The organism is Cellulomonas sp. P2_F12, assembly GCF_056403775.1.
Map to the genome: position 1 here is coordinate 295963 of NZ_JBFUEV010000002.1, position 24887 is coordinate 320849.

Here is a 24887-nt window from a genome sequence, read left to right on the forward strand (position 1 = left end):
CCCGCACACCCGCACAGGTCCTCCACACGGACGGCCCGCGCGGCCCCTGACCTGCGCGCTAGCGTCCCGGACATGACCGTCGCCCACGCGCGCCGGGCCGCGCCGCACCGCCTCGCCCGCGCGGTCGCCCTCACCGCCGTCGGCGTGCTGGCGTTCGGGGTGGCGGGTGCCGCGGCGGTCTACCTGAACCTGCAGTCGAACATCGACGAGGTGGACCTCGCCGGCATGGTCGGCGACGAGCGCGAGCGGCCCCACCCCGCCGCCGGCCCGACCGCCCCCGGCGACGCCCGCGCCGGCTCGGCGGTGAACCTGTTGATCATCGGGTCCGACGACCGCAGCGGCGAGAACGCGGCGATCGGCGGCGCGAACGAGGGCATGCAGTCCGACACCACGATCGTCGCGCACGTCGCCGCCGACCGGTCCCGCGTCGAGCTGGTCTCCATCCCCCGCGACCTGCTGGCCGACCGGCCGTCCTGCACGCTCTCCGACGGCACCACGACGCCGGCCCGGGCGCACCGCCAGTTCAACGAGGCGTTCGCTGTCGGGTGGAAGCTCGGGCACGACGTCGAGTCGGCCGCCGCGTGCACGTGGAAGACGGTCGAGGCCCTCACGGGCGTGCGGCTGGACGGTCTGGTGCTGGTGGACTTCGTGGGCCTGCGTGACATGGTCGACGCCATCGGCGGTGTCCCCATGTGCCTGCCGACCGACCTCGACGACTCGCTGACGGGCCTGCACGTCAAGGCCGGGCCGCAGGTGTTCGACGGCACCACGGCCGTGCAGTTCGCCCGCGCCCGGCACGACATCGGGGACGGCTCCGACACCGGCCGGATCACCCGTCAGCACGACCTCATGGCCGCGATGTCGCGCTCGGTGCTCAGCCGCGACGTGCTCACGGACCCGCCCGCCATGCTGCGGTTCGCCCAGGCGGCGACCAGCTCCCTGACCGCGAGCTCCGGCTTCCAGTCGTTGCCCGACCTGGCCGGCTTCGGGCTGTCGCTGCGGAACCTGCAGGCGGACCGGATCGTGTTCGCGTCGATGCCCACCGCCGTGGCGCGGTCCGACAAGTACCGCGTCGAGGCGACGCCGGCCGCCGCGGAGCTCTGGGCGCGCATCGCCGCCGACCAGCCCGTGGGCGAGGCGCCGTCGGCCCCGCCCTCGACCCCGGTCCCCGGGAGCACCGCACCGGCGCCGCCGGCCGAGACCCCGTGGACACCGCCGGGCGGCGTGCTGACGTCGGCCGACGACGCCGCAGCCTGCGCCTGATCAGCGCGCCAGGTACGCCGCGAGCGTCTCGAGGATGCCGCGGAAGCCCTCCTCGCGCTTGCTGCCGTCGTCCTTGCCGTCGAGGTAGACGCCCTGCTCGGTGAACGTGACGCGGGTGCCGCCGTCGACGGCCTCGAGCTCGGTCGTCGTCAGCGACGTCGACAGGTGCTCGCCGCCTACCCACATGTCGTAGGTCGACACGATGCGCGCGCGCTCGACGATGTCGGTGTACGTGGCCACGAACCGGCTGGTCGGGCCGCCGTGCCACTGGCCGTCCTGCACCGCCTGCCCGCCGACGCGGAACTCCTCGTGCGCCTCGGTCTCGGTGAAGTTGTCCTCGGCGCCGAACCACTGCGCGTGCTGCTCGGGGACGGCGAACGCGTCCCAGACGCGCTCGATCGGGGCGTCGAACGTGCGGTCGATGACGAAGGTGGCGTGCGCGACGCCGGTGGTGGTCTGCGTGGTCATGGTCGGGATCCTCTCGAGGGTGGTGCGGGGTCGGTGGTGGCGAGGAAGTCGCCGAGCCGGTCCAGCCGGCGCTCGGCCGGCAGTCGCTGGCGGCCCATCCACTCCCCCGCGCCGGTCAGGGCGTCGGGGACGAGCTGGACCGTGCGGACCCGGCCGATCTTGTGCGAGGTGACGATGCCCGCGTCCTCGAGCACCGCCAGGTGCTGGTGGACGGCGGGCAGGGACATCGCGAACGGTTCGGCGAGCCGGCTGACGGAGACCGGACCGCGCGCCAGCCGTTCGACCATCGCGCGGCGGCTCCCGTCCGACAGGGCCTTGAAGACCTTGTCCAGCTCGCCATTGTTAAGCATGTGCTTAAGTATTGCCGGGTCCGCCGGGATGTCAAGAGGTGGTGGGTGGATCAGTCGGTCGAGCTGACCACGCGGGCGCCCGCGACGGGGCCGGCGGCGGTGAGCACGCGGTCCGCGACGCCGGAGGCGGTGAACGCCGCGGCGAGCACCAGCGCGTGCTGACGGCTGCGCCCGAGGGCGGCGACGGTCGGCCCCGACCCGGACAGGACGACGCCGAGCGCGCCCGCGTCCTGGGCGACGGCGAGCGGCTCGGCCAGGCCCGCGTCGAGCTCGAGCGCCGCCAGCTGGAGGTCGTTGTGCAGCGCGGCGCCCAGCGCCCGGGGGTCTCCCGCGCGCAGCGCCTGCATGAGCGGGACGTCGTCCTCCGGGTCCGGGACGACCGTGGAGCTGTGCAGCTCGTCGAAGGCCTGGTACACGGCGGCCGTCGACAACCCGCGGTCCTGCACGGCGAACGCCCAGTGGAACTCGCCCCGGCTGAGGGCGGGCGTGAGCAGGTGGCCGCGCCCGGAGCCGACCGCGGTGTGGCCGGCCAGCACGAACGGCACGTCCGAGCCCAGCTCGGCGGCCAGCTCGAGCAGGTCGTCCCGGCTCAGACCGGTGCGCCAGAGGGCGTCGCAGGCGACGAGCGCGGCGGCGGCGTCGGCGGACCCGCCCGCCATCCCGCCCGCCACCGGCACGCCCTTGTTGAGGTGCAGGTGCACGCCGTCGTCGATCCCCGCGCGCTCCGCGAGCAGCGCCGCCGCGCGCAGGGCGAGGTTGGACTCGTCGGTCGGCACGCGCTCGGCCTGCGGACCGCTCACGGTGAGCACCCGCCGGTCCGACGGGGTCGCGACGACCTCCTCGAACACCGACACCGCCTGGAACACGGTCGAGACGGCGTGGTAGCCGTCCTCCTCGCGCGGACCCACCCGCAGCGACAGGTTGACCTTGCCGGGCGCACGCACCCTGACCTCGTGCTCGGGCAGCGGGGCCACCGGGGTCAGCGTCACGGCTCCACTGTGCCAGGTCGCCCCGCGACCGGCCCGAGGTGCTCGGCGATGCGCGCGAAGCCCCCGATGTCCACCCGTTCGCCGCGGGCCTGCGGGTCCACGCCCGCCGCCTGCAGGGCCGCGACGGCCGCGTCGGCCGAGCCGGCGAGCGTCGCCAGCGCCGATCGCAGCATCTTCCGGCGCTGCGCGAACGCCGCGTCGACGACCGCGAACACGGCCTCGCGCGACGCGTCGGTGGCCGGGGGCTCGCGCCGGTCGAACCGGACCAGGGCCGAGTCGACGTTGGGGGCCGGCCAGAACACGGTGCGGCCGACCGTGGCGGTCCGGCGGGCCGACGCGTACCAGGCCGCCTTCGCCGACGGCACGCCGTAGGTGCGGCTGCCGGGCGGTGCCGCGAGGCGGTCGGCCACCTCGGCCTGGACCATGACGAGCACCCGCTCGAGGGAGTCGAAGCGCTCGAGGAACGTGAGCAGCACCGGGACCGACACGTTGTAGGGCAGGTTGGCGACGAGCGCGACCGGCGGGGGGCCCGGCAGCGCGTGCACGTCGAGGGCGTCGGACAGCACGATCGTCAGCCGGTCGCGGCCGGCGTCGTCGCGCAGCACCACGGGCTCGTCGTCGGCACCCGAGAGCACCGTCAGGCCGGGGACGTGCCGCGCGACGGTGTCCGGGAGCAGCCGGGCGAGGGTCGGGTCGATCTCCACAGCGACCACGTCGGCGCCGGCCTCCAGGAGGCCGAGCGTCAGCGAGCCCAGGCCCGGACCGATCTCCACGACGCGGTCGCCGCCGGCCACGTCGGCCTGGCGCACGATCTTGCGGACCGTGCCCCCGTCGAGCACGAAGTTCTGGCCGAGCTGCTTGGTCGGGCGCACGCCCGCACGCTCGGCCAGCTCGCGGATCTCCGCGGGCCCCAGCAGCGTGGTGGTGGTCGACATGGCCCCGAGCCTAGGCGAGCGCGACAGAGCCCCCGCCCGGCGGACCGGACGGGGGCTCTGTGCTCGTCAGGATCAGCTGAAGAGGTTCTTCCCGCAGACGGGCCACTGGCCGGCGCCGGAGCGGTTGTAGAGCATCTTCGCGCGGGCGGTCTGCTCGTCGGGCGACGCCTGCGACGGGAGACCGGAACCGCCGACGGCGGCCCACGTGCTCAGCGAGAACTGGTACAGCCCGTAGTACTTGCCGCTGCCGGAGACCGACGCGGGGTTGCCGCCGGACTCGCAGCGGGCCAGGGCCGCCCAGTTGAGGGAGTCGGCGCTGCCACCGGCGGTGACGGGAGACCCGCCCGAGGGGGCGGCCGGGGCCGGCGCCGCGACGACCGGACGGGTCTTGGTGCCGACGCTCAGCACCTCGTCCACCGGGGCCTGCGTGACGGCGTCGGAGAGCGTGACGCGACCCGACTCGACACCGTCGACCGTGGTGACGCGCTCGACGATGGTGCGGACACCCGCGACGCCCGCGGTGAGCGTGCGCTTCTGGTCCACGTAGCGCGAGGCGTCCTGCTGCGTGCTCGACGCGAACGGGACCTCCTGCGTGGAGGTGACGTCCTGGGTCGTGATGCGGTTGACGACGACCTGGACGCGGCCGGTGTCGCTGCGGACCACGGAGACGCGGTCGAGCGGGCCCAGCGTGACGCCGAGCTCGCCGAGCACCTGGGCCACGCGGGCGTCGGCGTCGGTGACCGCGAGGGTCTGGCCGTCGACGAGCACGTCGGCGGGGCCGTGCAGCGCGAGGTCGAGCGCCATCTCGGGGCGGCCACCCGCGGCGGACCGCGAGGCGACGAGCGCGACCGACTGGCCGCGCGCCGACAGGGAGTCGAGGGCCTCGTCCGCGGACAGCGCGGTGGTCCACACGGACTGCTCCTGGCCGTCGACGGTGACCGCGACCTGGTGCGCGTGACGCACGACGATCTCGGCGCCCTCGCCCAGGCTCCCGGCGGCGCTGACGACGTCGCGGTCACCCACGACGACGCCCTGGTCCTTCAGCAGCCCGCCCACGGAGCCGGCGAACGTGCTCAGCTGCGAGACGTCGCCGTCCACGTCGAGCGTGACGGTCTTCTGCGCGTGCGCGAACGCCGCGGAGCCGCCCGCGAGGACGAGAGCCACCGCGACGGCGGTGATGGGGAGGATGCGTGCCCGACCGGACCGGCGGTCCTTCTCGCGGGGCTCGCCCTGCTCGGTGTCGAGCTCGGACGTGGCGCGTGATCGCGCGGAAGAACCGGGGGTGAGGGTCGAGAACTGCACGAGGCTCCAGCCGTCGAGGTGCCCGGGCACGGGGGGCGGAGCGCGCCGCGTGTGCGGCACCCGGCGGTGAATCTCGCGTACGAGGTTCTACGGACACCCGGAGGGGGGCGTCTCCCGTCGGTCCCGGATCCCCGATCCGGCCGTCACGGCGGCCCACACGGAGCGGGCGCCGACGCCCTGCGGGACCGGTCGTCAGCGGAGGTGGGCTGATGTCCAGATCGCGAGGCGACACCGACCGTAACCGGATCGTGACCAGATTGCCAAGCGCGCCTACCGCGAGATGCGCTACATCCGTGCGTGATTCGCGCCCGATTCGGGCATTACCCCACGTCAGGCGGCGTGAGCGCCGTCACAGGACGGATCGGGTGAATCAGTACCAGCCCTTGCTCTCGTGCTGCGCCCAGGCGCCGCACGGGTTGCCGTACCGGCCGCCGATGTAGTTGAGGCCCCAGGTGATCTGCGTGGCGGGGTTGGTCTGCCAGTCGGCCCCGACCGTCGCCATCTTCGAGCCCGGCAGCGCCTGCGGGATGCCGTAGGCGCCCGAGGAACGGTTGGCCGCGTTGACGCGCCAGCCGCTCTCCTGGTTCCACAGCGAGAGGAGGCACGCGAACTGGTCGTCGCCCCACCCGCGGGCCGCCGCCATCTCCTTGCCGAGCGCCTGGGCGGTGCCCGGCTCGACCGCGACGACGGTGGGGTCCGGCAGCTCGGCGGTGCCGACCTTGGTGACCTGCGTGACCGGGGCGACGGTGACCACCGACGCGATCGGCGTGCGGCCCGTGACGACGCCGCCCACGACCTCGAGCTGGTACGTGGTGGTGCGGACGCCCGCCTTGCCCTTGGTGGTGATGACCGAGTTGCCCTTGACCATCGAGGCGTCCTCGACCTCCTGGGACTCGAACGGCATCGCCTCGGTCACGGTCTCGCCGTCGGTGCTCGCGCGCGTCACCAGGACCACGAGCCCGTCGACGGCGGTGGCGTCCAGCGGCACGGAGACCTGGTCCCCGTCGTCGAGGACGAGGCCGATGTCGCGCAGCGCGTCGCGGACCGTGGCGCCGCTGCTGACGCCGTCGATCACCTGGCCGTCCACCACGAGATGGATCGTCTTGAGCGTCGAGACCCGCAGCACGTCGCGGCCGAGGGTGTCCGACCGGGACGCCGACAGGCGCACCTCGTCGTCGCGCAGCCCCAGGCTGTCCACGGCCTCGCCGACGGTGAGCGCCGTGGTCCAGACCGCGCGCTGTGCGCCGTCGACCTCGACGTCCATCTCGCGCCCGTGCCGCACCACGATCTGGCCGGCGCGGGAGATCGGCTGGTCGATCGCCGGAGCGACCAGGTCGCGGTCACCGACCGTGATCCCGCCGCTGGCCAGCATGTCCCCGACGGTCCGGCCGAACGCCTCGACCTGCACGGACGTGCCGTCGACGTCGACGGTGACGGTCTTGTGCAGCACGGCGAACGCGCTGGTCGCCGCGGCCACGACGGCGAGCACGGCGGCCTGGGCCACCACCCGGACGACACGACGACCACGGAGTCCGCGACGCGGGGTCGCACCCTCCTGGTCGGGCCTCACGCGGTGGTTCCTCTCGGCTGTGCAGGATCCGGACAGATGTCCGACTCTGGTCTGGCGTGTCCGACCGTAACCGATCTGTGACCGTCCGCGAAAGCGGAGGTCCGCCCTCCGGGACCACCGTCACCCGTGTGTCCGCCGACAGATCGGGACATACCTCGCACACCGCCGGTCACCACGGTCCGTAGACCGCCTCGGACGTCGCCGCGAGCGCCGTGCAGACGTCCTCCAGCGGCCGTCCCGTCACCGCGGCCACCGTGCGGACCGTCCCCGGCAGCAAGTACGGCGCGTTCGGGCGGCCGCGGAACGGGTGCACCGTGAGGTACGGCGCGTCGGTCTCGACCAGCAGCAGGCTCGGGGGCACCTCGCGCAGCGCGGCCCGCAGCTCGTCGTTGGGACCGAACGAGACCGGACCCGCGAACGACAGGTACCAGCCGTGCTCCACGGCGAGCCGGGCCAGCGCCGCGTCGCCCGAGAAGCAGTGGAAGACCGTCCGGTCCGGGGCGCCGTCCGCCAGCAGCACCTCGACCACCTCGTCGTGCGCGTCGCGGTCGTGGATCTGCAGCGCGAGGCCCAGCTCCTTGGCCAGCGCGACGTGCGCGCGGAACGCCTCCCGCTGCGCTGCCCGCCCGGCCGGCCCCGCGCGGAAGTGGTCGAGGCCGGTCTCGCCGATGGCCCGGATGCGCGGGTTCGCGCGGGCGGTCCGCTCCACCACGCCGATCGCGTCCGACAGGCTCGTCTCGTACGGCTGCTCCGGCTCGAGCCCGTCGGGTGCCGCCTCGACGATCCCCGCGTGGCGGACCGCCTCGTTCGGGTGGATGGCGACCGCCCCGAGCAGCGCCTCGTTCGCGCGCACCGCGGCGTCCGTCCACGCGATCGCGTCCAGGTCGCAGCCGACCTGCACCATCCGGGTCACCCCGACCGAGGCCGCGCGCTCCAGGTGCGCCGCCAGGTCGGGCTCCGGGCCGTCCACCGCCGCGCCGTCGTCGTCCCGCACCCAGCCGTCCGCCCGCCACGGCAGCACCGTGTCGAGGTGCGTGTGGTTGTCGACGACGGCGACCGGGAGCGGCTCCGGGCTCGCCGGCCAGCCCCGCTCCTTGGTGCGCGCCACTCAGGCCTGCCGGAGCCGCTCGAGCTCCTCCTCGACGATCGAGTCGTCGAGCTTGGTGAACACGGGCGTCGGCTTGGCGATGGGCGTGCCGGGCACGAGCGGGTTCGACCGCCACGGCGCGACCGTGCGGCCCAGCTCGTAGTCGCCCGTGATGATCGGGTAGTGCCGCGAGTCGTCGTCCAGGTCGGTGACCTCGTCGATCCGCGGCAGCGGCGAGAACGTCCCCGTGCCACCGAGCGCCTCGTGCACCTTCTGCGCCGAGTGCGGCAGGAACGGCGCGAGCAGAGTGTTCGCGTCGCTCACGGCCTGCGCGGCCGTGTGCAGCACCGTGCCCAGGCGGTCGCGGTCGCCCGTGAGCTTCCACGGCTCCGTCTCCGAGATGTAGCGGTTGGCCTCCTGGACCACCCGCATCGCCTCGCCGATGGCCGCCTTGTTGCGGTGGCCGCCCAGCAGGTCGCCGACCTTGCCGAACCCCGCCGCCGTCGTCGCGAGGAGCCCCTGGTCGACCGGCTGCAGCTCGCCCGGCGTCGGGACCTCGCCGAAGTTCTTGTGGATCAGGCTCGCCGTGCGGTTGACCAGGTTGCCCCAGCCGGCCACCAGCTCGGTGTTGGTGCGCGTCTTGAAGTCGGCCCAGGTGAAGTCCGAGTCCTGGTTCTCGGGCCCGGCGACCGACAGGAAGTAGCGCAGCGCGTCCGGCTGGTAGCGGGACAGCAGGTCGCGCACGTAGATGACGACGCCGCGCGACGAGCTGAACTGCTTGCCCTCCATGGTGAGGAACTCGCTGGACACCACCTCGGTGGGCAGGTTGAGGGTCCCGAACTCGCCCGGCGTGCCGCCCTTGGTCCCGCGACCGTCGTACGCGAGCAGCTCGGCCGGCCAGATCTGCGAGTGGAACGTGATGTTGTCCTTGCCCATGAAGTAGTAGCTCAGGGCCTCGGGGTCGTTCCAGAACGGGCGCCACGCGTCCGGGTCGCCGCTTCGCCGCGCCCACTCGATCGACGCCGACAGGTACCCGATCACCGCGTCGAACCAGACGTACAGGCGCTTGTTCGGGTTCTCCTCCCAGCCCGCCAGCGGGACCGGGATGCCCCAGTCGATGTCCCGCGTCATGGCGCGCGGGCGCAGGTCGTCGATGAGGTTGAGCGAGAAGTTCAGGACGTTCGGGCGCCAGCCCTCACGGGTACGCAGCCAGGCCTCGAGCGCGCTCGCGAACGCGGGCAGGTCGAGGAAGAAGTGGTTCGACTCCACGAACTTGGGCGTCTCGCCGTTGATCCGGCTGTGCGGGTTGATCAGGTCGATGGCGTCCAGCTGGTTGCCGCAGTTGTCGCACTGGTCGCCGCGCGCGCCGTCGTACCCGCAGATGGGGCAGGTGCCCTCCACGTACCGGTCCGGCAGCGTGCGGCCCGTGCTCGGCGAGATGGCCCCCATGGTCGACTGCTCGATCATGTAGCCGTTCTTGTGCACCGTGCGGAACATCTCCTGCACGACCGCGTAGTGGTTCCGCGTCGTCGTCCGCGTGAACAGGTCGTAGCTCAGGCCCAGGTTGGTCAGGTCCTCGACGATCACCCGGTTGTACCGGTCCGCCAGCTCCTGCGGGCTCACGCCCTCCTGCTCCGCCAGCACCAGGATCGGGGTCCCGTGCTCGTCGGTGCCCGACACCATCAGCACCTCGTTGCCCGCCATCCGCATGTAGCGGCTGAAGATGTCCGACGGGACACCGAAGCCGGCGACGTGACCGATGTGGCGGGGGCCGTTCGCGTAGGGCCACGCGACGGCCGAGAGGATGCGAGACATGCCGCCGATCCTAGGTGAGCGCGCCGGGTCGGCTCAGCCGACGACCACCCGCAGGATGCGGTCGTCGCCGGGGCGAGGGTCGCCGCGACCGTCCGTGTTGTTGGTCATCACCCACAGCGAGCCGTCGGGGGCCACGGCGACCGCGCGCAGCCGGCCGTACTCGCCCACCAGCAGCGCCTGCGGGGTGCCGACGCCGTCCGGGGTCAGCGGCACGCGCCACAGCCGCTCGCCCCGCAGCCCCGCGAGGTAGACGGCCTCGTCGGTCACCGCGAGCCCGCTGGGCGACGCGTCGTCCGTGGCCCACTGCGCGACCGGGTCGATGAAGTCCCCGCCGCCCCCGTCGCTGCCCTCGACCTGCGGCCAGCCGTAGTTGCCGCCCGGCACGATCAGGTTGAGCTCGTCCCACGTGTCCTGGCCGAACTCCGACGCGAACATCCGCCCGTCCGACGCCCAGCCCAGGCCTTGGACGTTGCGGTGCCCCAGGCTCCAGACCGGCGAGCCCGGCGTCGGGTTGTCCGGCGCGGGGTCCCCGTCCGCCGTCACCCGCAGGATCTTGCCGTTCAGGCTGTCGGGGTCCTGGGCCGACGGCCGGTCGCCGGCGTCGCCCGTCGTGACGTAGAGGTAGCCGCCCGGGCCGACCGCCAGCCGCCCGCCGTCGTGGTTGCCCGCCTTGTGGATGCCCGTGACGATCGGGCGGAGCTCGCCCAGCGTCGAGCCGTCGAGCCGGCCGCGCAGGACCCGGTTGTCGTCGGCGGTCGTCGCGTAGAGCGCGAGGTCGACGGGGCTCGCCGTTCCTCCCTCGGTTGCCGTGCTCTCCGTGCTCCCCGACGGCCCCAGCACGGCCACCCCGAGCAGGCCGCCCTCGCCGGCCGGGGCGACCAGGTCGGTGAGCTGGTCGGCGCCGGGCCCCGTCACGGCGGTCGACGCGCCGTCCGGGCCGACCAGGATCAGCCCCGCGGCCTCCCGCAGCGTCACGACGGCGTCCCCGTCCGGCAGGAACGCCAGCCCCCACGGCACGTCGAGGTCGCCCAGGATCTCCTCGACGTCCGTGACGCGGACGGTGGCCGGACCGCTGGGACCGGTGCTCGTTGTGCCGGTCGCGCTCGTCCCGCTGGTCGCGCTCATCGCACTCGGAGCCGGCGCGGGACTGCTCGGCCCGCAGGCCGCGAGCAGCGTCACCAGCGCGGCAACGACGACCGCGGACCCCCGGGACTCTCGGCGCAGAGCCATGGTCCAGCCCAGCACGCCCCGCCCGCCCGCGCACCCCGGGATCGGTCCGGGCCCGGTCGAGCCACGCACCTCGACGACCATGTGGTTGTCGTCGCCATTCGCCCCGCTGAGCGCGACAACCACATGGTCGCGCGCGCAGGGTCAGCGGGACTTGGCTGCCAGGGCTGCCGCGTACAGGTCGCGTTTCGGGATGCCGGCCGCGGCGGCGACGTCGGCGACCGCGTCCTTCAGTCGTTCGCCGCCGTCGGCGCGCGAGAGGACCTCGGCCACCAGGTCGGCGGTCGACAGCTCGACGGCCTTCACGGCCCCGCCGACCACGACGACGATCTCCCCGCGCACCTGGTCGCCGGACGCCCACGCGACGAGCTCGCTCAGCGGGCCGCGGACGACCTCCTCGTACGTCTTGGTCAGCTCGCGGCAGACCGCGGCCGGCCGGTCGGCGCCGAAGCCGTCGGCCATCGCCTGGAGGGTGTCGGCCAGCCGGTGGGGCGCCTCGAAGAAGATCATCGTGCGGCGCTCGTCGGCCAGGAGCTCGAACGCACGGGCCCGCTCCCCCGGCTTGCGCGGCGGGAAGCCCTCGAAGCAGAACCGGTCGGTCGGCAGGCCGGAGAGCGCCAGCGCGGTGAGCACCGCGCTCGGGCCGGGGGCGGCGGTGACGGGCAGCCCGGCGGCGACGGCCGCGCCCACCACCCGGAAGCCGGGATCGGAGACGGCGGGCATCCCGGCGTCGGTCACGACGACGACGGTGCCGCCGCCCGCGACGACCGCGAGCACCTCCGCGGACCGCTCGACCTCGTTGTGCTCGTGGAAGCTGACCACCCGGCCGCCGATGTCCACGCCGAGCCGCGCAGCGAGAGCGCGCAGCCGCCGCGTGTCCTCTGCCGCGACGACGTCGGCCTCCGCCAGCAGCCGCCGCAGGTGCGCCGAGGCGTCCTCGGTGTTGCCGATCGGCGTCGCAGCCAGCACGAGGCGGCCGGGGTTCTGCGCGGAGGGGCTCACGGGGGTCAGCCTGCCACCTGTTCGGACCTCTCCCGCAGCACAGCCCCCGCCCCTACGATGACCCGGTGCCGCCCACCGGAGACGACGACGCCGCGACCCTGACCGCACGTCAGGGTGACTCCGCCGGCCACGGCGAGCCCACCGCCACCGCGCTCGACGAGCCGACGACGCCCGCTCCTGAGGTCGACGCCCCCGCCGAGGTCGTGCCCGACGGCGAGCCCCGGGACGTCGAGGGGCCCGTCGAGTCGCACCGCGGCCGGTTCCTGCGGCGACTGCTCGGCGACGACACCCTCGCGCTCGACCGCGACCCGCGCGCCCGCCTGACGGGCTGGGCGTGGGCGCTCGGGGTGACGCTGCTCGGCGGGTTGCTGCGGTTCTGGGACCTGGGTCGGCCGCACCGGCTGGTGTTCGACGAGACGTACTACGTCAAGGACGCGTACTCGCTGCTGGTCAACGGCTTCGAGGCGCAGTGGGGCGACAACCCGAACCCGGCGTTCGAGGCCGGCGACACCAGCGGGCTGACGAACGTCGGCGAGTACGTCGTGCACCCGCAGGTGGGCAAGTGGCTGATCGCGCTGGGGATCCATCTGGGCGGCGGCGTCGGCAGCTCGACCGCGTGGCGGCTGTCGGCGGCGGTGTTCGGCACGCTCGCGGTGCTCATGGTCGCGCGCATCGGCCGACGCCTGTTCGCGTCGACGGCCCTGGGCACGGTGGCGGGGCTGCTCATGGCGGTCGACGGCGAGGCGATCGTCATGTCCCGCGTCAGCCTGCTCGACCCGTTCCTCATGTTCTTCCTGCTCGCCGCCTTCGGCGCCCTGCTGCTGGACCGCGACCAGGCCCGACGGCGGCTGGCGGAACGGGCGGCGGCACGGCTCGACGGCGGGGGCGCGCTCGACGACGGGCCGCGCCTCGGGGTGCGGTGGTGGCGGCTGGCGGCCGCGGTGCTGCTGGGGCTGGCGCTCGGCACCAAGTGGTCGGCGATGTACTTCCTCGCGGTGTTCGGGCTGCTCAGCGTGGGCTGGGACCTCACGGCGCGGCGGGCGATCGGGGTGACGCACTGGTGGCGGGCCGGGATCCTCAAGGACGGGATCGTCGCCGGGATCTCCATGGTCGGCATCGCGCTCGTCGTCTACGTCGGCTCGTGGTGGACGTGGTTCACGCACGCGAACTCGTACGGCCGGCAGTGGGCGGCCCAGAACCCGGACCAGGGCGTCCAGTGGCTGCCGCCGGCTCTGCGCTCGTTCTGGAAGTACCACCAGGACATGTGGGCGTTCCACAACGGGCTGGAGACGCCCCACGCCTACGCGGCCCACCCGATCGGCTGGATCGTGCAGTGGCGCCCGACGTCCTTCTTCTACCCGACCGAGATCTCCGGGCTCACCGGCCAGGCCGCCCAGGACGCCTGCGGGTCCTCCAGCTGCTCGCAGGCGATCACCGCGCTGGGCAACCCCGTCCTGTGGTGGTGCGCGGCCGCTGCGATCGTCGTCGCCGCCGTCTGGCTCGTTCGCTACCGCGACTGGCGGGCGGCGGCCGTGCTGTCCGGCATCGTGGCGGGCTGGCTGCCGTGGTTCGCCTACGCGCACCGCACGATCTTCACGTTCTACTCGATCGCGTTCACGCCCTGGGTCGTGCTCACGCTGGTCTATGTCATGGGCCTGGTGGTCGGACCGAAGGACCTCGATCCCCGCGGCAGGAAGTGGGCGATCGTCGGCTGCGGGATGCTGGTCGGCCTGATCGTGCTGATCAGCGGGTTCTTCTACCCGATCTGGTCCGCGTGGGTGGTGCCGTACAACGTCTGGCACTCCCACATGTGGCTGCGCAGCTGGATCTAGCGGGGCCACTCCACCTGCGGGCTGGCGTACCAGGACAGTCCCAGGCGGTCCCAGAACGGCGCCTGCCGGGCGACCCGGGTGCGGAAGTCGGTCCAGTCGCGCTGCTCGGGGGCCGACCACGCGACCTCGGCGACGGCGGCGAGTCGGGGCAGCAGCATCTGCGTCAGCGCCGGCAGGTCGCGCAGCGTCTCGGTCCAGATGGCCGCCTCCACGCCGACGACGGACTCCGCCGGCACGCCGTCGATGAGGGTCGACGGCTCCCAGTCGTAGGCGTCCTGCAGCTCGATGTGCCCGGCCCACTCGAGGCCCAGCTCGGTGGTCGCGTCGTACTTCATGTCGAGGTACGCCTTCGACCCGGGGGACATCAGCAGGAGCGCGCCGGCCTGCGCCGCGGCGACGAACGGCGCCGGGTCCACGCGCGTGTCCCAGTACTGCACGACCGTGCCGGGCTCCAGCGGCGTGTGCGCGATCTCCTGCCAGCCGACGACCTTCTTGCCCGCGGCCCGGACGGCTGCCGACGCCGCGGCGACCAGGGTCGCGTACTCGTCGGCCTCCATGGTCAGCACCTCGTCGCCGCCGATGTGCACGTAGTCGCCGGGGGTCATCGCGGCGACGTCGGCGAACACGTCCGTGAGGAACGGGCCGGTGGCGGGCAGGTCCGCGTGGAGCCGGCTGAAGCCGACCTCGATCCCGGTGTACTCGTTCGTCGGCACGCCCGTCGGGGTCAGCTCGCCGTACGCGTGGGTGGCGGCGTTGACGTGGCCGGGGACGTCGATCTCGGGCACGACGCGGATCCCGCGCACGGCGCCGTACGCGACGATGTCGGCGAAGTCCTCAGGGGTGTAGAACCCGCCCGGGTCGCCGTCCACGGACGTGCTGCTCGACAGCCGCGTGAGCAGCGGACGCGACTTCACGTGCAGCCGCCAGCCCTGGTCGTCGGTCAGGTGCAGGTGCAGGACGTTGAGCTTGTAGTGCGACATCAGCCCGATGACGACCTTGAGGTCCCGCACGGCGACGAAGTGGCGGGCCACGTCGATCGACAGCCCCCGCCACCCGTAGCGCGGCGCGTCCTCGATCCGCACCGCGGGGACGCGCAGGACACCGCCGGGCGCGGAGACGATCAGCTGGCGCAGCGTGACGATGGCCCGGACCAGGCCGGTGGGCGTGCGCGCCTCGAGGTCGACCCGACCGTTGCGCGCGACCAGCCGGTAGGCCTCGTCGCCGGCGGGCAGCGAGTCGACGAGCCGCAGCCGCACGATGTCGGACGCCCCGGCCTCGGCGTAGCGCACCTCGACGGCACGTCCGCTGACCCGACCGAGCAGGTCCGCCGCCAGCACCGCGATGCCGATGAGGTCGGGTCGCCCGTCGACCACCACGGTCGTCGCCTCCGTGAAGACGAAGGGGGCATCAGCGGTCCGCTCCAGCACGGCAGGCTGCGGGATGACGGCGATCACGTCGGGCACGGGGCTCCTCGGCGGGGCGGGCAGGGGGGACGGCCTGGACGAGCCTGTCCAGGGAGAAACTACTCGACCCTCGACGCCAGTCGGCGCGGGCCCACCGTGCATGTCGCCGGGAGGTCGGGGACCCCTGCTCGGCGGGCGCGACCGAGCGCACGGCGACTGGGTGCCACCGCGCTCAGCGCGCGGATCCGACGGATCCCCCCTAGATTCACTCGTCGTACCCGAACGAGCCCCTCGAAGTCAAGGAGTTCCTCATGACCCCCGAAGGCATCATCTCCGCCATCATCATCGGCGCCGTGATCGGCATCCTCGGTCGTCTGCTGGTCCGCGGGAAGCAGCGCATCTCGGTCCTGCTGACGATCGTGATCGGGATCGTCGCGGCACTCGTCGGCACCTACCTCGCGAGCCTGGTCGGCGTCCAGGACACCGCCGGCGTCGACTGGATCGAGCTCCTCTTCCAGGTCGTGCTCGCCGCGATCGGTGTCGCGGCCGTCTCCGGCAGCCGGAGCCGTCGCCGCAGCATCCTCTGAGTCCCCCCACCGGAGGCGGCTCCTCAGGGGGGCCGCCTTCGGCGCGTCCGGGGTCGTCGCGACGACCTCCGCGGCCCGCTGAGAACGACGAAGGCGGCCTCCCGGATGGGGGGCCGCCTTCGTGTGCGGGTGGAGCTGAGGGGATTCGAACCCCTGACCTTCTCATTGCGAACGAGACGCGCTACCAACTGCGCCACAGCCCCGCGAGCGGGCTAAAGACTAACACCAGCCCCGGGTCGATCGCGAAATCGGGGAGGCACGGACCGGCTCACTCGCCGGCGGCGCGACGCTTCGCCAGGACGGCGTTGAGGTCGAGGCTGCCGGTGGTCTCCACGGGCGCCTCGAGCGGCGCGCGGTCGGCGTCGACAGGGCTCTCGACCTCGGCCACGCGCGCGGCCGTCGAGCCCTCGAGGTTCTCCAGCGGTGCCGGCTCACGGCGCGGCGCGGACGCCTTCATCGTGTAGGTCGGGCGCGGGACGGGGACCGGGGACCAGGCCTCGTCGGTCTCCGCGGCAGACTCTGCCTGCTCGGTCCGCTCGGTCACCGAGCGGCGGACCACCGGGACCTGCCCGGTCGACGCGTGCCGCGCCGGGCCGTCGGACTCGCCCTTGTCCTCGACGATGCGCTCGAACACCTCGGTGCTGGCGTCGGACGGGTGGACGGCGCGGCCGGTGACGAAGGCCATGGGGGCCTCGGTGGCGGCCGGCGCGGCCTGCGCGACGGGAGCCGGAGCGGGAGCCGGTGCGGCGGGTGCCGTCGCGCGCGCGGCAGTGGCGACGGCCCGCTGTGCCCCGGTGCGCGGCGCGGAGGCCGTGCGACGCTCGTCGGCGATCTTCTGCTCCCAGGCCTCGTCGGCCTCCCGGCCCGCCAGCACGGCGCGACGGCCGAGCACGAGCACGGAGCCGAGCAGGACGGTGGGGACGGCGCCGGCGACCCAGGTGACCATCGGGCTGAGCCCGACGGCGGCCCAGCCGGCCACGGTGAGGGCGACCAGCAGCCCCGCCAGGACGGCGCGACGGCGCGCGGCGGCGGCCCGACGGGCGACCGAGGCCGCCCGGGCGGCGCGCGCCTGCGCGGCGCGGCGAGCCGCGTCGGCGGTGATCCGGTCCTGGGTGCCGTGCGGTCGGTCCACGGTGGTGCCTCCTGTCGCGCTCCCGGTGGCCACCGGGAGCCCCTTGCCCGGGGTCAGCAGCCCCGCGGTACTGCTCGCCGTCGGCCCGCACTCCGCGGAGGCGGCCTCCTGGCGGATGCGCCGATCGCTCACCGCGACCACGCGCAGCGCCTCGGAGAACCGGTCGTCCGCCCGGGACTCCAGCAGTTGCTGCCGGTGCCGCAGCTTGTGCGGCACCAGGTACGCCACCCACAGGACCACCAGCGCGAGCGCGACCGGTCCTGCGAGATCGTTCACGTCATGACGGTAGGCGTCGGGACGTCGCGTCCCGCGGACCGCCGCGGCGTGTCGGCCTGTGTGTCACCCGTTCCGGACGGTGTCACCCGTTCCGGACGGTGTCACCCGTGCCGGACGGTGTCACCCGTTCCGGACCGCGTCACCCGTGCCGGGTCCGCCAGCGCTTGAGCAGGCCGCCCGGGACGTCCTCGACCGTGAGGGCGAACGTCCGGTGGTCGCACCAGCGGTCCTGGATGTGCAGGTACTTCTCGCGCAGCCCCTCGTCGCGGAACCCGAGCTTCTCGACGACGCGCAGCGACGGCCCGTTCTCCGGGCGGATGTTGATCTCGACCCGGTGCAGCTCGAGCGCGGTGAAGCAGTGGTCCGTGGCAAGCGCGACGGCGGTCGGCGTGATGCCCATGCCGGCGACGTGCTCGGACACCCAGTACCCGATGGCCGCGGAGCGCAGCGAGCCGTACGTGATCGAGGAGACCGTGAGCTGGCCGACCAGCCGCCCGTCGAGGTCGATGGCGAACGGCAGGGTCACCCCGGCGCGCGCCTGCGTCGACAGCGAGCGCACGAAGGTGCCGAACGACGGCCGGGGACCCGTGACCGGCACGGGGCTGGTGGCGTCCCACGGCTCGAGCCAGGCGGCGTTCTGCGCGCGCAGTGCCATCCAGATCTCCTGGTCGCGGCGCCGCAGGGGGCGCAGCCGCACGTCCCCGTCGACGAGCACAGCGGGCCAACCGGTCGCCATCAGCCCTCCAGCACGAGGCAGTGGATCACCTGGCGGGGGTGCACCGTCAGGTCCTGCTCGCCGACGACCGCGAGCGCGTTGGCCTGCGCGAGCGCGTTGATCGTCGGTGCCGACGGGTCGCCGATCGGCGTCACGCGATACCCCTCGTCGGGCGATCCGAGCACGGTGGCGGGCACGAACTGCCGCAGCCCCGGCGGGGAGAGCCACCCCTCGGTGACCTCGGCGGCGACCGACGGCCGGAACAGCTCGGCGTGCCCGGCCATGGCCCGCAGCGCCGGGCGGACGAAGACCTCGAACGACACCTGCGCGGCGACGGGGTGCCCCTGCAGCGCGAAGATCGGCACGGACTTGTCGCTGGCCAGCTCGTCGGCCACGGTCCCGAACCCGTGCCGCTGCCCGGGCGTCATGGCGATCTGGTCGAGCCGGACGCTGCCCATCGGCGCGAGCACGTCCTTGACGGTGTCGTGCGTCAGCTCGGACAGCCCCCCGGTGATCACGATCAGGTCGGCGCGGACCAGCTGGTCCTCGAGCGCCTCGCGCAGGATCGCCCGGTCGTCGCCCAGGATGCCGACGCGGACCGAGGTGGCGCCGGCGTCGCGGACCGCGGCCTCGAGCGCGTGCCCGTCGGCCTCGAACACGCCGCCACCGCCCGCCCGGTCGGCATGCGTGCCCGGCTCGATCAGCTCGTCACCGACGGAGAGCAGGACGACGCGGGGCGTCGGGTGCACGCGCAGCCGCCCGCGACCCATGGCCGCGGCCAGCGCCAGCTGCCGGGCCCCCAGCCGCGTGCCCTGCTGCAGCACCACGTCGCCCGCACGCACGTCGGAGGCCGCCGCGCGCACGTGCTGACCCGCGACGGCGGGGCGCTGCATGGCGACGCGGGCGGTCCCGCGGTCGGTCTCCTCGAGCGGGACGACGGCGTCGGCCCCCAGCGGCAGCGGCGCGCCGGACGCGATCCGCACGGCGGTGCCGGGGACCAGCCGCAGCGGACCGCCGGGCCCGGGGCGCACGTCGTGCGCGACCGGCAGCGCCTGCACGCTGGAGTAGCCGGCGCCGGCCGTGTCGTGCGCGGCGACCGCGTACCCGTCCCGGGAGGCGACCGCGAAGGCGGGCAGGTCGTGGGTCGCGACGACGTCCGCGGCGAGGATGCAGCCCACGGCGTCGTGCAGCACGACGTCGAGGGGCGCGACCGGCCCGACGGCGGCGAGCACTGCCGCGAGGTGGTCCTGGACCGATCTCATGCGCGCATTCTGCCCCGCCCGGCGGGTCAGTCCGTCAGCGACTCCGCGAAGTCGGTCAACCAGGCACGAAAGTCCGGGCCCAGATCCGGACGGTCCACCGCGATCTGGACGACGGCCTTGAGGTAGTCCAGCCGGTCGCCGGTGTCGTACCGCCGGCCGCGGAACACGACGCCGTACACGCCGCCGCCCTCGGACGCCGGCAGGTCCGCCAGGGTGGCGAGGGCGTCCGTCAGCTGGATCTCGCCGCCGCGGCCCGGCTCGGTGTTCTCGAGCACCTCGAACACGGCGGGGTGCAGCACGTAGCGACCGATGATCGCCAGGTTGCTCGGGGCCTCGTCGGCCGGGGGCTTCTCGACGAGACCGGTGATCTTCACCTGGTCCGCGTCGTCGGCCCCGTCGAACGCCTCCACCGCCGCGCACCCGTACATCGAGATCTGCGCGGGCGGCACCTCCAGCAGCGCGATGACCGAGCCGCCCGTCCGCTCCTGCAGGGCGAGCATGGTGCTCAGCAGCTCGTCGCGCTCGTCGATCAGGTCGTCGCCCAGCAGCACCGCGAACGGCTCCTGCCCGACGTGGTGCTTGGCCTGCAGGACCGCGTGCCCGAGCCCCTTGGGCTGCCCCTGCCGGACGAAGTGCACGTGCCCCAGGTCGGTGGACTCCCGGACCTTGGCCAGCCGCTCGAGGTCGCCCTTCGCCTCGAGCGCCGCCTCGAGCTCCGGCACGGCGTCGAAGTGGTCCGCGAGGGTGCGCTTGGAGCGGCCCGTGATGAGCAGGACGTCGTCGAGCCCGGCCTTGACGGCCTCCTCGACGACGTACTGGATGGCCGGCTTGTCCACCACCGGGAGCATCTCCTTGGGCGTCGACTTCGTGGCGGGCAGGAACCTGGTCCCCAGGCCCGCAGCGGGAATGACTGCCTTGTGGATCGTCATGTCGGGACCTTAGTCGCGCGTGTCGGGGGTGCGCAGTGGCGTACGTCACCACCCGGAAGTGTTCACACCCGATCCCCCGGGACGTCGCCGGGGCGTCTCCGCGTGGGCGACACTGTTCCCATGAGCAGCGTCGCCCAGCCGTATCCGCGCGTGTCCGAGGGGGACGAGGTCGAGGACGTCAAGGAGCGGCTGCGCACCGCGATCCGCGACGCCCGCAAGTCCCGGTCCGTCCGCCTGCGCGACGAGGCCGCCCACGCCCTGGCCGACGTGGTGCTGACCATCCCGGCCGTGATCGACGCCGGCTGCGTGTCCGTGTACGCGTCGCGCGTGACCGAGCCCGGCACGGGTCCCCTGCTCGAGGCGCTCGCCGCGCGCGGCGTCCGGGTCCTCATGCCCGTGCTGGGCAGCGGCCTGCAGCGCGACTGGGCCGAGTACGCGGGTCCCGACGACCTGCGCGAGCGCGCCCCCGGCCGCCCGCCCGAGCCGGGCGGCCAGACCCTCGGCGCTCCGGCGCTGGCCGACGCCGACGTCGTCATCGCCCCGGCCCTGGCCGTCGACACCACCGGCGCCCGCCTCGGGCAGGGTGGCGGCTGGTACGACCGGGCGCTCGAGCACCTGCGTCCGGGCGTGCCCGTGGTCGCCCTCGTCTTCCCCGAGGAGCTCTACGACGCCGACAGCCGCCCGCTGCCGCGCGAGCGCCACGACCGCCTGGTCGACGCGGTCGCCACCCCGCTGGAGTGGCACCGCATCACGGGGTGAGCGTCAGCCGGTCCCGGACGTCGGCCTCGGTCGCCGCCTGCGTGAACGGCCACGGGAAGGTCTCGCCCCGCGACCACGGGCCCAGCTGGTCGGCGTAGTGCACGCTCGCCGGGTGGCCTGAGGTGCCGGTGAGCGTGACCCACGTCGACGCGTCCAGGTCCCCGAGGTCCACCACCATCCGCATGGACGGGGCGGCGGTGACGTCGAACGAGCCGGAGCTGGCGTCCCACGCGGTGGCGTCGACGATGGACGAACCGCCGCCGACCGCGACCGGCTCCGGGTTCACCAGCTCGCGGATCACCGACGGGACCGACGGTCCGCCGAGCACGGGGTGCTCGGGCGCGGCCGTGTGCAGCTGCCCCCAGCGCCAGTCCGTCGCCTCGCGGCCCAGCTGCGCGGTGAGCTGCCGGCGGGCCGCGACCATCGCCCGCGTGAGCACCTCGTCGCGTCCCTCGACCACGCCCGGCGTCGTCTTGTCGTCCCACCACGGGGAGTTGGGCTGGTCGATCAGACGGCGGACCACGTCGAGCCAGCGCGAGGAGCCGTCGGGGCCGTAGCCCTTGGGCAGGTCGTCCGCGAAGGCCGCCTTGAGCACGTCGGCCCAGACCGCCGAGAAGTAGGCCGCCGCCGCCGAGTCGGGCGACTGCACCCGGTCCCACGTCCGCAGCAGCTCCTGGCCGTCGTCGTAGAACGAGTCGTCGATGTGCAGTGAGAGCAGCACGGGGACCAGCACGTCCGCGTACGGGCTGTGCTGGTCGAACTGGATCCGGCTCATGTCGGCGACGGTGACCGCGTGGTCGGCCGTGTCGGTGCCGAGGAGGTCGCGGATGCGCTGAGCGCGGTACCCGTAGTCCCAGTCGGCCGTGAGGAACGGGCCCATCCCGGCCGGCGCGACGGCCTGGTTCGCGGTGACGATGTACCCCTCGGGCGGGTCGATCGTGCGGGGCATGTCGGCAGCGTCGACGAACCCCGTCCAGTCGTACCGGCTGTCCCAGCCCGGCCGCGGCCAGGTGCCGTTCGACGGGACCGGGCCGCCGGGGACGTTCGCGCGCACCGGGATGCGGCCCGGCGCCTGGTAGCCGATGTGCCCGTCCGTCGTCGCGAACACGATGTTCTGCGACGGCACGTCGAACAGGGCGGCCGCGTCCTGGATGTCGTCCGAGTTCGACGCGACGTCCATCGCCAGCACCGCGTCCATCGTCCGGCCCGGCTGCAGGGCGGTCCACGACAGCGCGACCTCGAAGCGCCGGCCCGGTGCGCCGTCGGGGACCGGCGCGGTGCCGACGCCGACCAGGTCGAGGACGTCGGACACGATCGGCCCGTGGATCGACTCGCGGACGGTCAGCTTGACGTCGTCGGCGCCGTTGACGTGGATGGTCTCGGTGCGCTCCGTGATCGGCGCGACGCCCCCGTCGACCTGGCTCGTGCTGCCGTCGACCCGCTCGAGGAAGAAGTCGGTCACGTCGGCGCCCAGGTTGGTCAGGCCCCAGGCGAGCTTGGCGTTGTGCCCGATGACGACGCCCGGCATCCCCGCGAACGCGAAGCCCGAGACGTCGTACGGGCAGTCGGCGGTGACGTCGGCGCAGCGCAGGCCGACCTGCTCCCAGATGCCGGGCGCCGAGATGCCGAGGTGCGGGTCGTTGGCTAGCAGCGGCTTGCCAGACTTGGTCAGGTCGCCGGAGACCACCCACGAGTTGGAGCCGACGCCCTCACCGTCGCCCATCAGGTGCGGGACCGCCGCGAGGGCCGCGCTCGCCGAGGCGATCGCCGCCTGCAGGTCCGTGTCGTCCAGGTCGAGCATCGTCGCCGGCGCGCTCGTGCTCTGCGCGGCAGTCACGGGCAGGTCCGCGGCGCTCAGGATGGGCTGGTTCAGGTCCTGCGGGTAGGCCGGGAACAGCTCGTCGACCCGCGCGATGTCCCCCACCGACGAGAACGAGGCCGCCCGCGCCAGCTCCTCGTCGTAGTTGCCGCGCAGGTCCCACGCCATCGCCTTGAGCCATGCGAGCGAGTCGACGGGATCCCACTTCTCGGGCGCCCGGACGGTGACCTGCCGACCGAGCACGCTGTACTCGACGGCGAGCGCGCCCGGGTCCTTGCCGTCGAGGTACGCGTTCACGCCGTCGGCGTAAGCCTGCAGGGCGTCCCGGGTGGACGGTTCCAGCAGGTCCCACTCCTGCTCGGCCACCCGGCGCCAGCCGAAGGTCCGGACGACCTTGTCCGCCTCCAGCGCGTCCGCGTTCTGGCCCACCAGCTCCGAGAGCCGCCCCGCCGTCACGTGCCGGCGGTAGTCCATCTCGAAGAACCGGTCCTGCGCGGCGACGTAGCCCTGCGCCTTGAAGAGGTCCTGCGCGGTCGTCGCCGTGATCGTCGGCACGCCCCGGTCGTCCCGCGTGACCGTCACCTCGGCGTCCAGCCCCGGCAGCTGCTGCTCGCCCGAGACCTCCGGGAGCGGGCGCCGCACCACGACGAAGACGAGCACCAGGGTCGCCACGAGCGCGACGGCGACCACCACCGCGACGGTGGCGAGGGAGAGTCGGACGAGGTGAGCACGAGACACGCTTCGGAGGGTACTTCGCCCGCCGCGCTCCGACCGCCGCAGCACACCCGCGGCACAGGGCGGAATGTCCCGCGCGCGCCAGCGGTTAGGATTGGCACTCGGACAATGCGAGTGCCAGACCTTCATCAGCTGCCAGGAGACCTTCAGTGCCCACCTACGCCTACGCCTGCACGGCGTGCGGTCACGCCTTCGAGATCGTGCAGTCGTTCAGCGACGACTCGCTGAGCGTCTGCCCCGAGTGCGAGGGGCGCCTGCGCAAGGTCTTCTCGTCCGTGGGCGTGGTGTTCAAGGGCTCCGGCTTCTACCGCAACGACGCCCGCGCGGGCGCGAAGTCCTCGTCGCTGAGCCCCGCCGCCCCCGCGGCGACCACGCCGACCCCGTCGCCCGCGCCGTCCGCGCCGTCGTCGTCGAGCCCCGCGCCCGCCGCGGCGAAGCCGGCCGCGTCGTCCTGACCGACGCGCTCTGAGCCTCCGGCGCCTCTCACCACACGGTGAGGGGCGCCGCGCTCGTTGTGGGGCCGACGGCCTGGTCGGCGCCGCGCCCGTTGTGGGGGCCATCCGGAGGGCCGATGGCCTGGGTCCGCGCCGCGCTCGTGACGATGCCCCATGCGCGTCGAGCCGCCCACAGCCCTCCGTGCACGGTGGCGGTCCACAGTCCGCGCCCGGCCGGCCCTGTCGCCGTCGCAGCGACCTAGCGTCCCGGGCATGCACCCTCGCCTGCTGGCCGGCCGCCCACCGCCCCTCTCGCGCCACCGCCGACCGCTCGCGCTCGCGCTGCGCATCGGGCTGTGGCGCGCACGGTTCCTGGTCGCCGCCGTGTGCCTCGGGATCGCCGCGGGCTGCACGGCGCAGGCGCTGCGACCGCCCGACCCGCCGACGTCCGCGCTCGTCGTGGCCGCCCGCGAGATCCCGGCGGGGACCACGCTGACCAGCGCGGACGTGCGCGTGGTGCGGGTGCCGGTGGCGCTCGCACCGGACGGCGCCGTCACCGATCCCGGCTCGGTCGTGGGCGCGTCCGCCGCCGTCCCGCTGGCCGCCGGCGTCCCGGTGCTGGCCGGCCTCCTCGCGGCCGACGACGTGCGCGGCCCGCCCGGGACCGTCGTCGCGACCGTCCGACTGGCCGATCCTGCCGTCGCCGGCCTGCTCTCGCCAGGGGTCCGCGTGGACGTGCTGGCGGCGACCGCGGAAGGCGGTCCGGGGACGGTGGTCGCGACCAGGGCGCTCGTGCTGCCGGTCGCCCACCGGGCCGCCGGGGCGGGCGCACTCGGGCTCGGGGGGTCCGGCGACACCTCCGTGCCCGTGCTGCTCGCCGTGGCGCCGGCGGAGGCCCCCGCGCTGGCCGGTGCCGCCGCCTCCGCCTTGCTGTCCGCCGTGGTCGTGCCATGATCGAGCGATCGCCAGGGCTCCACCCGACCAGCCATCTCGAGG

General features: G+C 74.0%; 22 protein-coding genes and 1 tRNA gene. 6 read left to right on the forward strand and 17 right to left on the reverse strand.

What is annotated here, in order from left to right; translation table 11 throughout:
• Positions 1-72: 72 nt before the first annotated feature.
• Positions 73-1263: an LCP family protein gene (locus tag AC1DWH_RS06165; RefSeq protein ID WP_477092926.1), complete on the forward strand. Its 1191-nt coding sequence runs from the start codon at positions 73-75 to the stop codon at positions 1261-1263.
• Here AC1DWH_RS06165 and AC1DWH_RS06170 read toward each other — a convergent pair whose 3' ends face one another.
• The 10 genes from AC1DWH_RS06170 to rsmI all read right to left on the reverse strand — a co-directional run bounded on the left by AC1DWH_RS06170 (position 1264) and on the right by rsmI (position 12008).
• Positions 1264-1731: an SRPBCC family protein gene (locus tag AC1DWH_RS06170; protein ID WP_456845926.1), complete on the reverse strand. Its 468-nt coding sequence runs from the start codon at positions 1729-1731 to the stop codon at positions 1264-1266. It lies immediately after the preceding gene.
• On the reverse strand, positions 1728-2081 hold the full coding sequence (locus tag AC1DWH_RS06175; RefSeq protein WP_477092927.1) for an ArsR/SmtB family transcription factor: 354 nt from the start codon (positions 2079-2081) through the stop codon (positions 1728-1730). The genes AC1DWH_RS06170 and AC1DWH_RS06175 overlap by 4 nt, the downstream gene beginning before the upstream one ends.
• Positions 2082-2131: 50 nt before the next feature.
• On the reverse strand, positions 2132-3070 hold the full coding sequence (locus AC1DWH_RS06180; protein ID WP_477092928.1) for a 4-(cytidine 5'-diphospho)-2-C-methyl-D-erythritol kinase: 939 nt from the start codon (positions 3068-3070) through the stop codon (positions 2132-2134).
• Entirely contained in the window at positions 3067-4005 is a 939-nt protein-coding gene (rsmA, locus tag AC1DWH_RS06185) for a 16S rRNA (adenine(1518)-N(6)/adenine(1519)-N(6))-dimethyltransferase RsmA (protein ID WP_477092929.1), read from the reverse strand. The genes AC1DWH_RS06180 and rsmA overlap by 4 nt, the downstream gene beginning before the upstream one ends.
• Before the next feature lie 72 nt (positions 4006-4077).
• The gene (locus AC1DWH_RS06190) at positions 4078-5337 is read right to left on the reverse strand and encodes a ubiquitin-like domain-containing protein (RefSeq protein WP_477092930.1); all 1260 of its coding nucleotides are present in this window, start codon (positions 5335-5337) and stop codon (positions 4078-4080) included.
• Positions 5338-5677: 340 nt separating this feature from the next.
• Complete coding sequence (locus tag AC1DWH_RS06195; protein WP_477092931.1) at positions 5678-6877, reverse strand: aggregation-promoting factor C-terminal-like domain-containing protein; 1200 nt, start codon at positions 6875-6877, stop codon at positions 5678-5680.
• Positions 6878-7046: 169 nt separating this feature from the next.
• On the reverse strand, positions 7047-7985 hold the full coding sequence (locus AC1DWH_RS06200; RefSeq protein WP_477092932.1) for a TatD family hydrolase: 939 nt from the start codon (positions 7983-7985) through the stop codon (positions 7047-7049).
• On the reverse strand, positions 7986-9779 hold the full coding sequence (metG, locus tag AC1DWH_RS06205) for a methionine--tRNA ligase (RefSeq protein ID WP_456845933.1): 1794 nt from the start codon (positions 9777-9779) through the stop codon (positions 7986-7988). It lies immediately after the preceding gene.
• A gap of 33 nt (positions 9780-9812) precedes the next feature.
• Positions 9813-11009, reverse strand: a complete 1197-nt coding sequence (locus AC1DWH_RS06210) for a PQQ-dependent sugar dehydrogenase (protein WP_477093218.1) — start codon at positions 11007-11009, stop codon at positions 9813-9815.
• A 141-nt stretch (positions 11010-11150) separates the two neighbouring features.
• Positions 11151-12008, reverse strand: coding sequence for a 16S rRNA (cytidine(1402)-2'-O)-methyltransferase (gene rsmI / locus AC1DWH_RS06215; RefSeq protein ID WP_477092933.1), 858 nt, complete (start codon positions 12006-12008; stop codon positions 11151-11153).
• Positions 12009-12073: 65 nt separating this feature from the next.
• Between rsmI and AC1DWH_RS06220 the strand changes: the two genes are divergently transcribed.
• Positions 12074-13840 (forward strand): dolichyl-phosphate-mannose--protein mannosyltransferase, encoded by a 1767-nt coding sequence (locus tag AC1DWH_RS06220; protein ID WP_477092934.1) that lies wholly within the window; start codon positions 12074-12076, stop codon positions 13838-13840.
• Here the strand turns inward: AC1DWH_RS06220 and AC1DWH_RS06225 are convergent.
• Complete coding sequence (locus tag AC1DWH_RS06225) at positions 13837-15303, reverse strand: family 20 glycosylhydrolase (protein WP_477092935.1); 1467 nt, start codon at positions 15301-15303, stop codon at positions 13837-13839. The two genes, AC1DWH_RS06220 and AC1DWH_RS06225, sit on opposite strands and share 4 nt — an antisense overlap.
• 251 nt (positions 15304-15554) lie before the next feature.
• On the opposite strand from AC1DWH_RS06225, the gene AC1DWH_RS06230 reads away from it, so the two are divergent.
• Positions 15555-15830, forward strand: coding sequence for a GlsB/YeaQ/YmgE family stress response membrane protein (locus AC1DWH_RS06230; RefSeq protein ID WP_456845938.1), 276 nt, complete (start codon positions 15555-15557; stop codon positions 15828-15830).
• A gap of 130 nt (positions 15831-15960) precedes the next feature.
• Here AC1DWH_RS06230 and AC1DWH_RS06235 read toward each other — a convergent pair.
• The 5 genes from AC1DWH_RS06235 to galU all read right to left on the reverse strand — a co-directional run bounded on the left by AC1DWH_RS06235 (position 15961) and on the right by galU (position 20144).
• Positions 15961-16033 (reverse strand) — tRNA-Ala (locus tag AC1DWH_RS06235).
• Between the two features lie 65 nt (positions 16034-16098).
• Positions 16099-17238 (reverse strand): hypothetical protein, encoded by a 1140-nt coding sequence (locus AC1DWH_RS06240; RefSeq protein WP_477092936.1) that lies wholly within the window; start codon positions 17236-17238, stop codon positions 16099-16101.
• Positions 17239-17377: 139 nt separating this feature from the next.
• On the reverse strand, positions 17378-17974 hold the full coding sequence (locus tag AC1DWH_RS06245) for a GNAT family N-acetyltransferase (protein ID WP_456847624.1): 597 nt from the start codon (positions 17972-17974) through the stop codon (positions 17378-17380).
• Positions 17974-19215, reverse strand: coding sequence for a molybdopterin molybdotransferase MoeA (locus AC1DWH_RS06250; RefSeq protein ID WP_477092937.1), 1242 nt, complete (start codon positions 19213-19215; stop codon positions 17974-17976). Before AC1DWH_RS06250 ends, AC1DWH_RS06245 begins: the two co-directional genes overlap by 1 nt.
• Positions 19216-19241: 26 nt before the next feature.
• Positions 19242-20144: a UTP--glucose-1-phosphate uridylyltransferase GalU gene (galU, locus tag AC1DWH_RS06255; protein ID WP_477092938.1), complete on the reverse strand. Its 903-nt coding sequence runs from the start codon at positions 20142-20144 to the stop codon at positions 19242-19244.
• Positions 20145-20264: 120 nt separating this feature from the next.
• Between galU and AC1DWH_RS06260 the strand changes: the two genes are divergently transcribed.
• The gene (locus tag AC1DWH_RS06260) at positions 20265-20903 is read left to right on the forward strand and encodes a 5-formyltetrahydrofolate cyclo-ligase (RefSeq protein ID WP_456847351.1); all 639 of its coding nucleotides are present in this window, start codon (positions 20265-20267) and stop codon (positions 20901-20903) included.
• Here AC1DWH_RS06260 and AC1DWH_RS06265 read toward each other — a convergent pair.
• Positions 20893-23460 carry a penicillin acylase family protein gene (locus tag AC1DWH_RS06265; RefSeq protein ID WP_477092939.1) on the reverse strand — a complete coding sequence of 856 codons (2568 nt, stop codon included), beginning with the start codon at positions 23458-23460 and terminating at the stop codon, positions 20893-20895. The genes AC1DWH_RS06260 and AC1DWH_RS06265 overlap by 11 nt on opposite strands.
• Before the next feature lie 146 nt (positions 23461-23606).
• Here AC1DWH_RS06265 and AC1DWH_RS06270 point away from each other — a divergent pair, with 146 nt between their 5' ends.
• Together AC1DWH_RS06270 and AC1DWH_RS06275 are read left to right on the forward strand one after the other, a co-directional pair.
• The gene (locus tag AC1DWH_RS06270; protein WP_477092940.1) at positions 23607-23912 is read left to right on the forward strand and encodes an FmdB family zinc ribbon protein; all 306 of its coding nucleotides are present in this window, start codon (positions 23607-23609) and stop codon (positions 23910-23912) included.
• 252 nt (positions 23913-24164) lie between these two features.
• Complete coding sequence (locus AC1DWH_RS06275) at positions 24165-24845, forward strand: SAF domain-containing protein (RefSeq protein WP_456846094.1); 681 nt, start codon at positions 24165-24167, stop codon at positions 24843-24845.
• Positions 24846-24887: the final 42 nt, after the last annotated feature.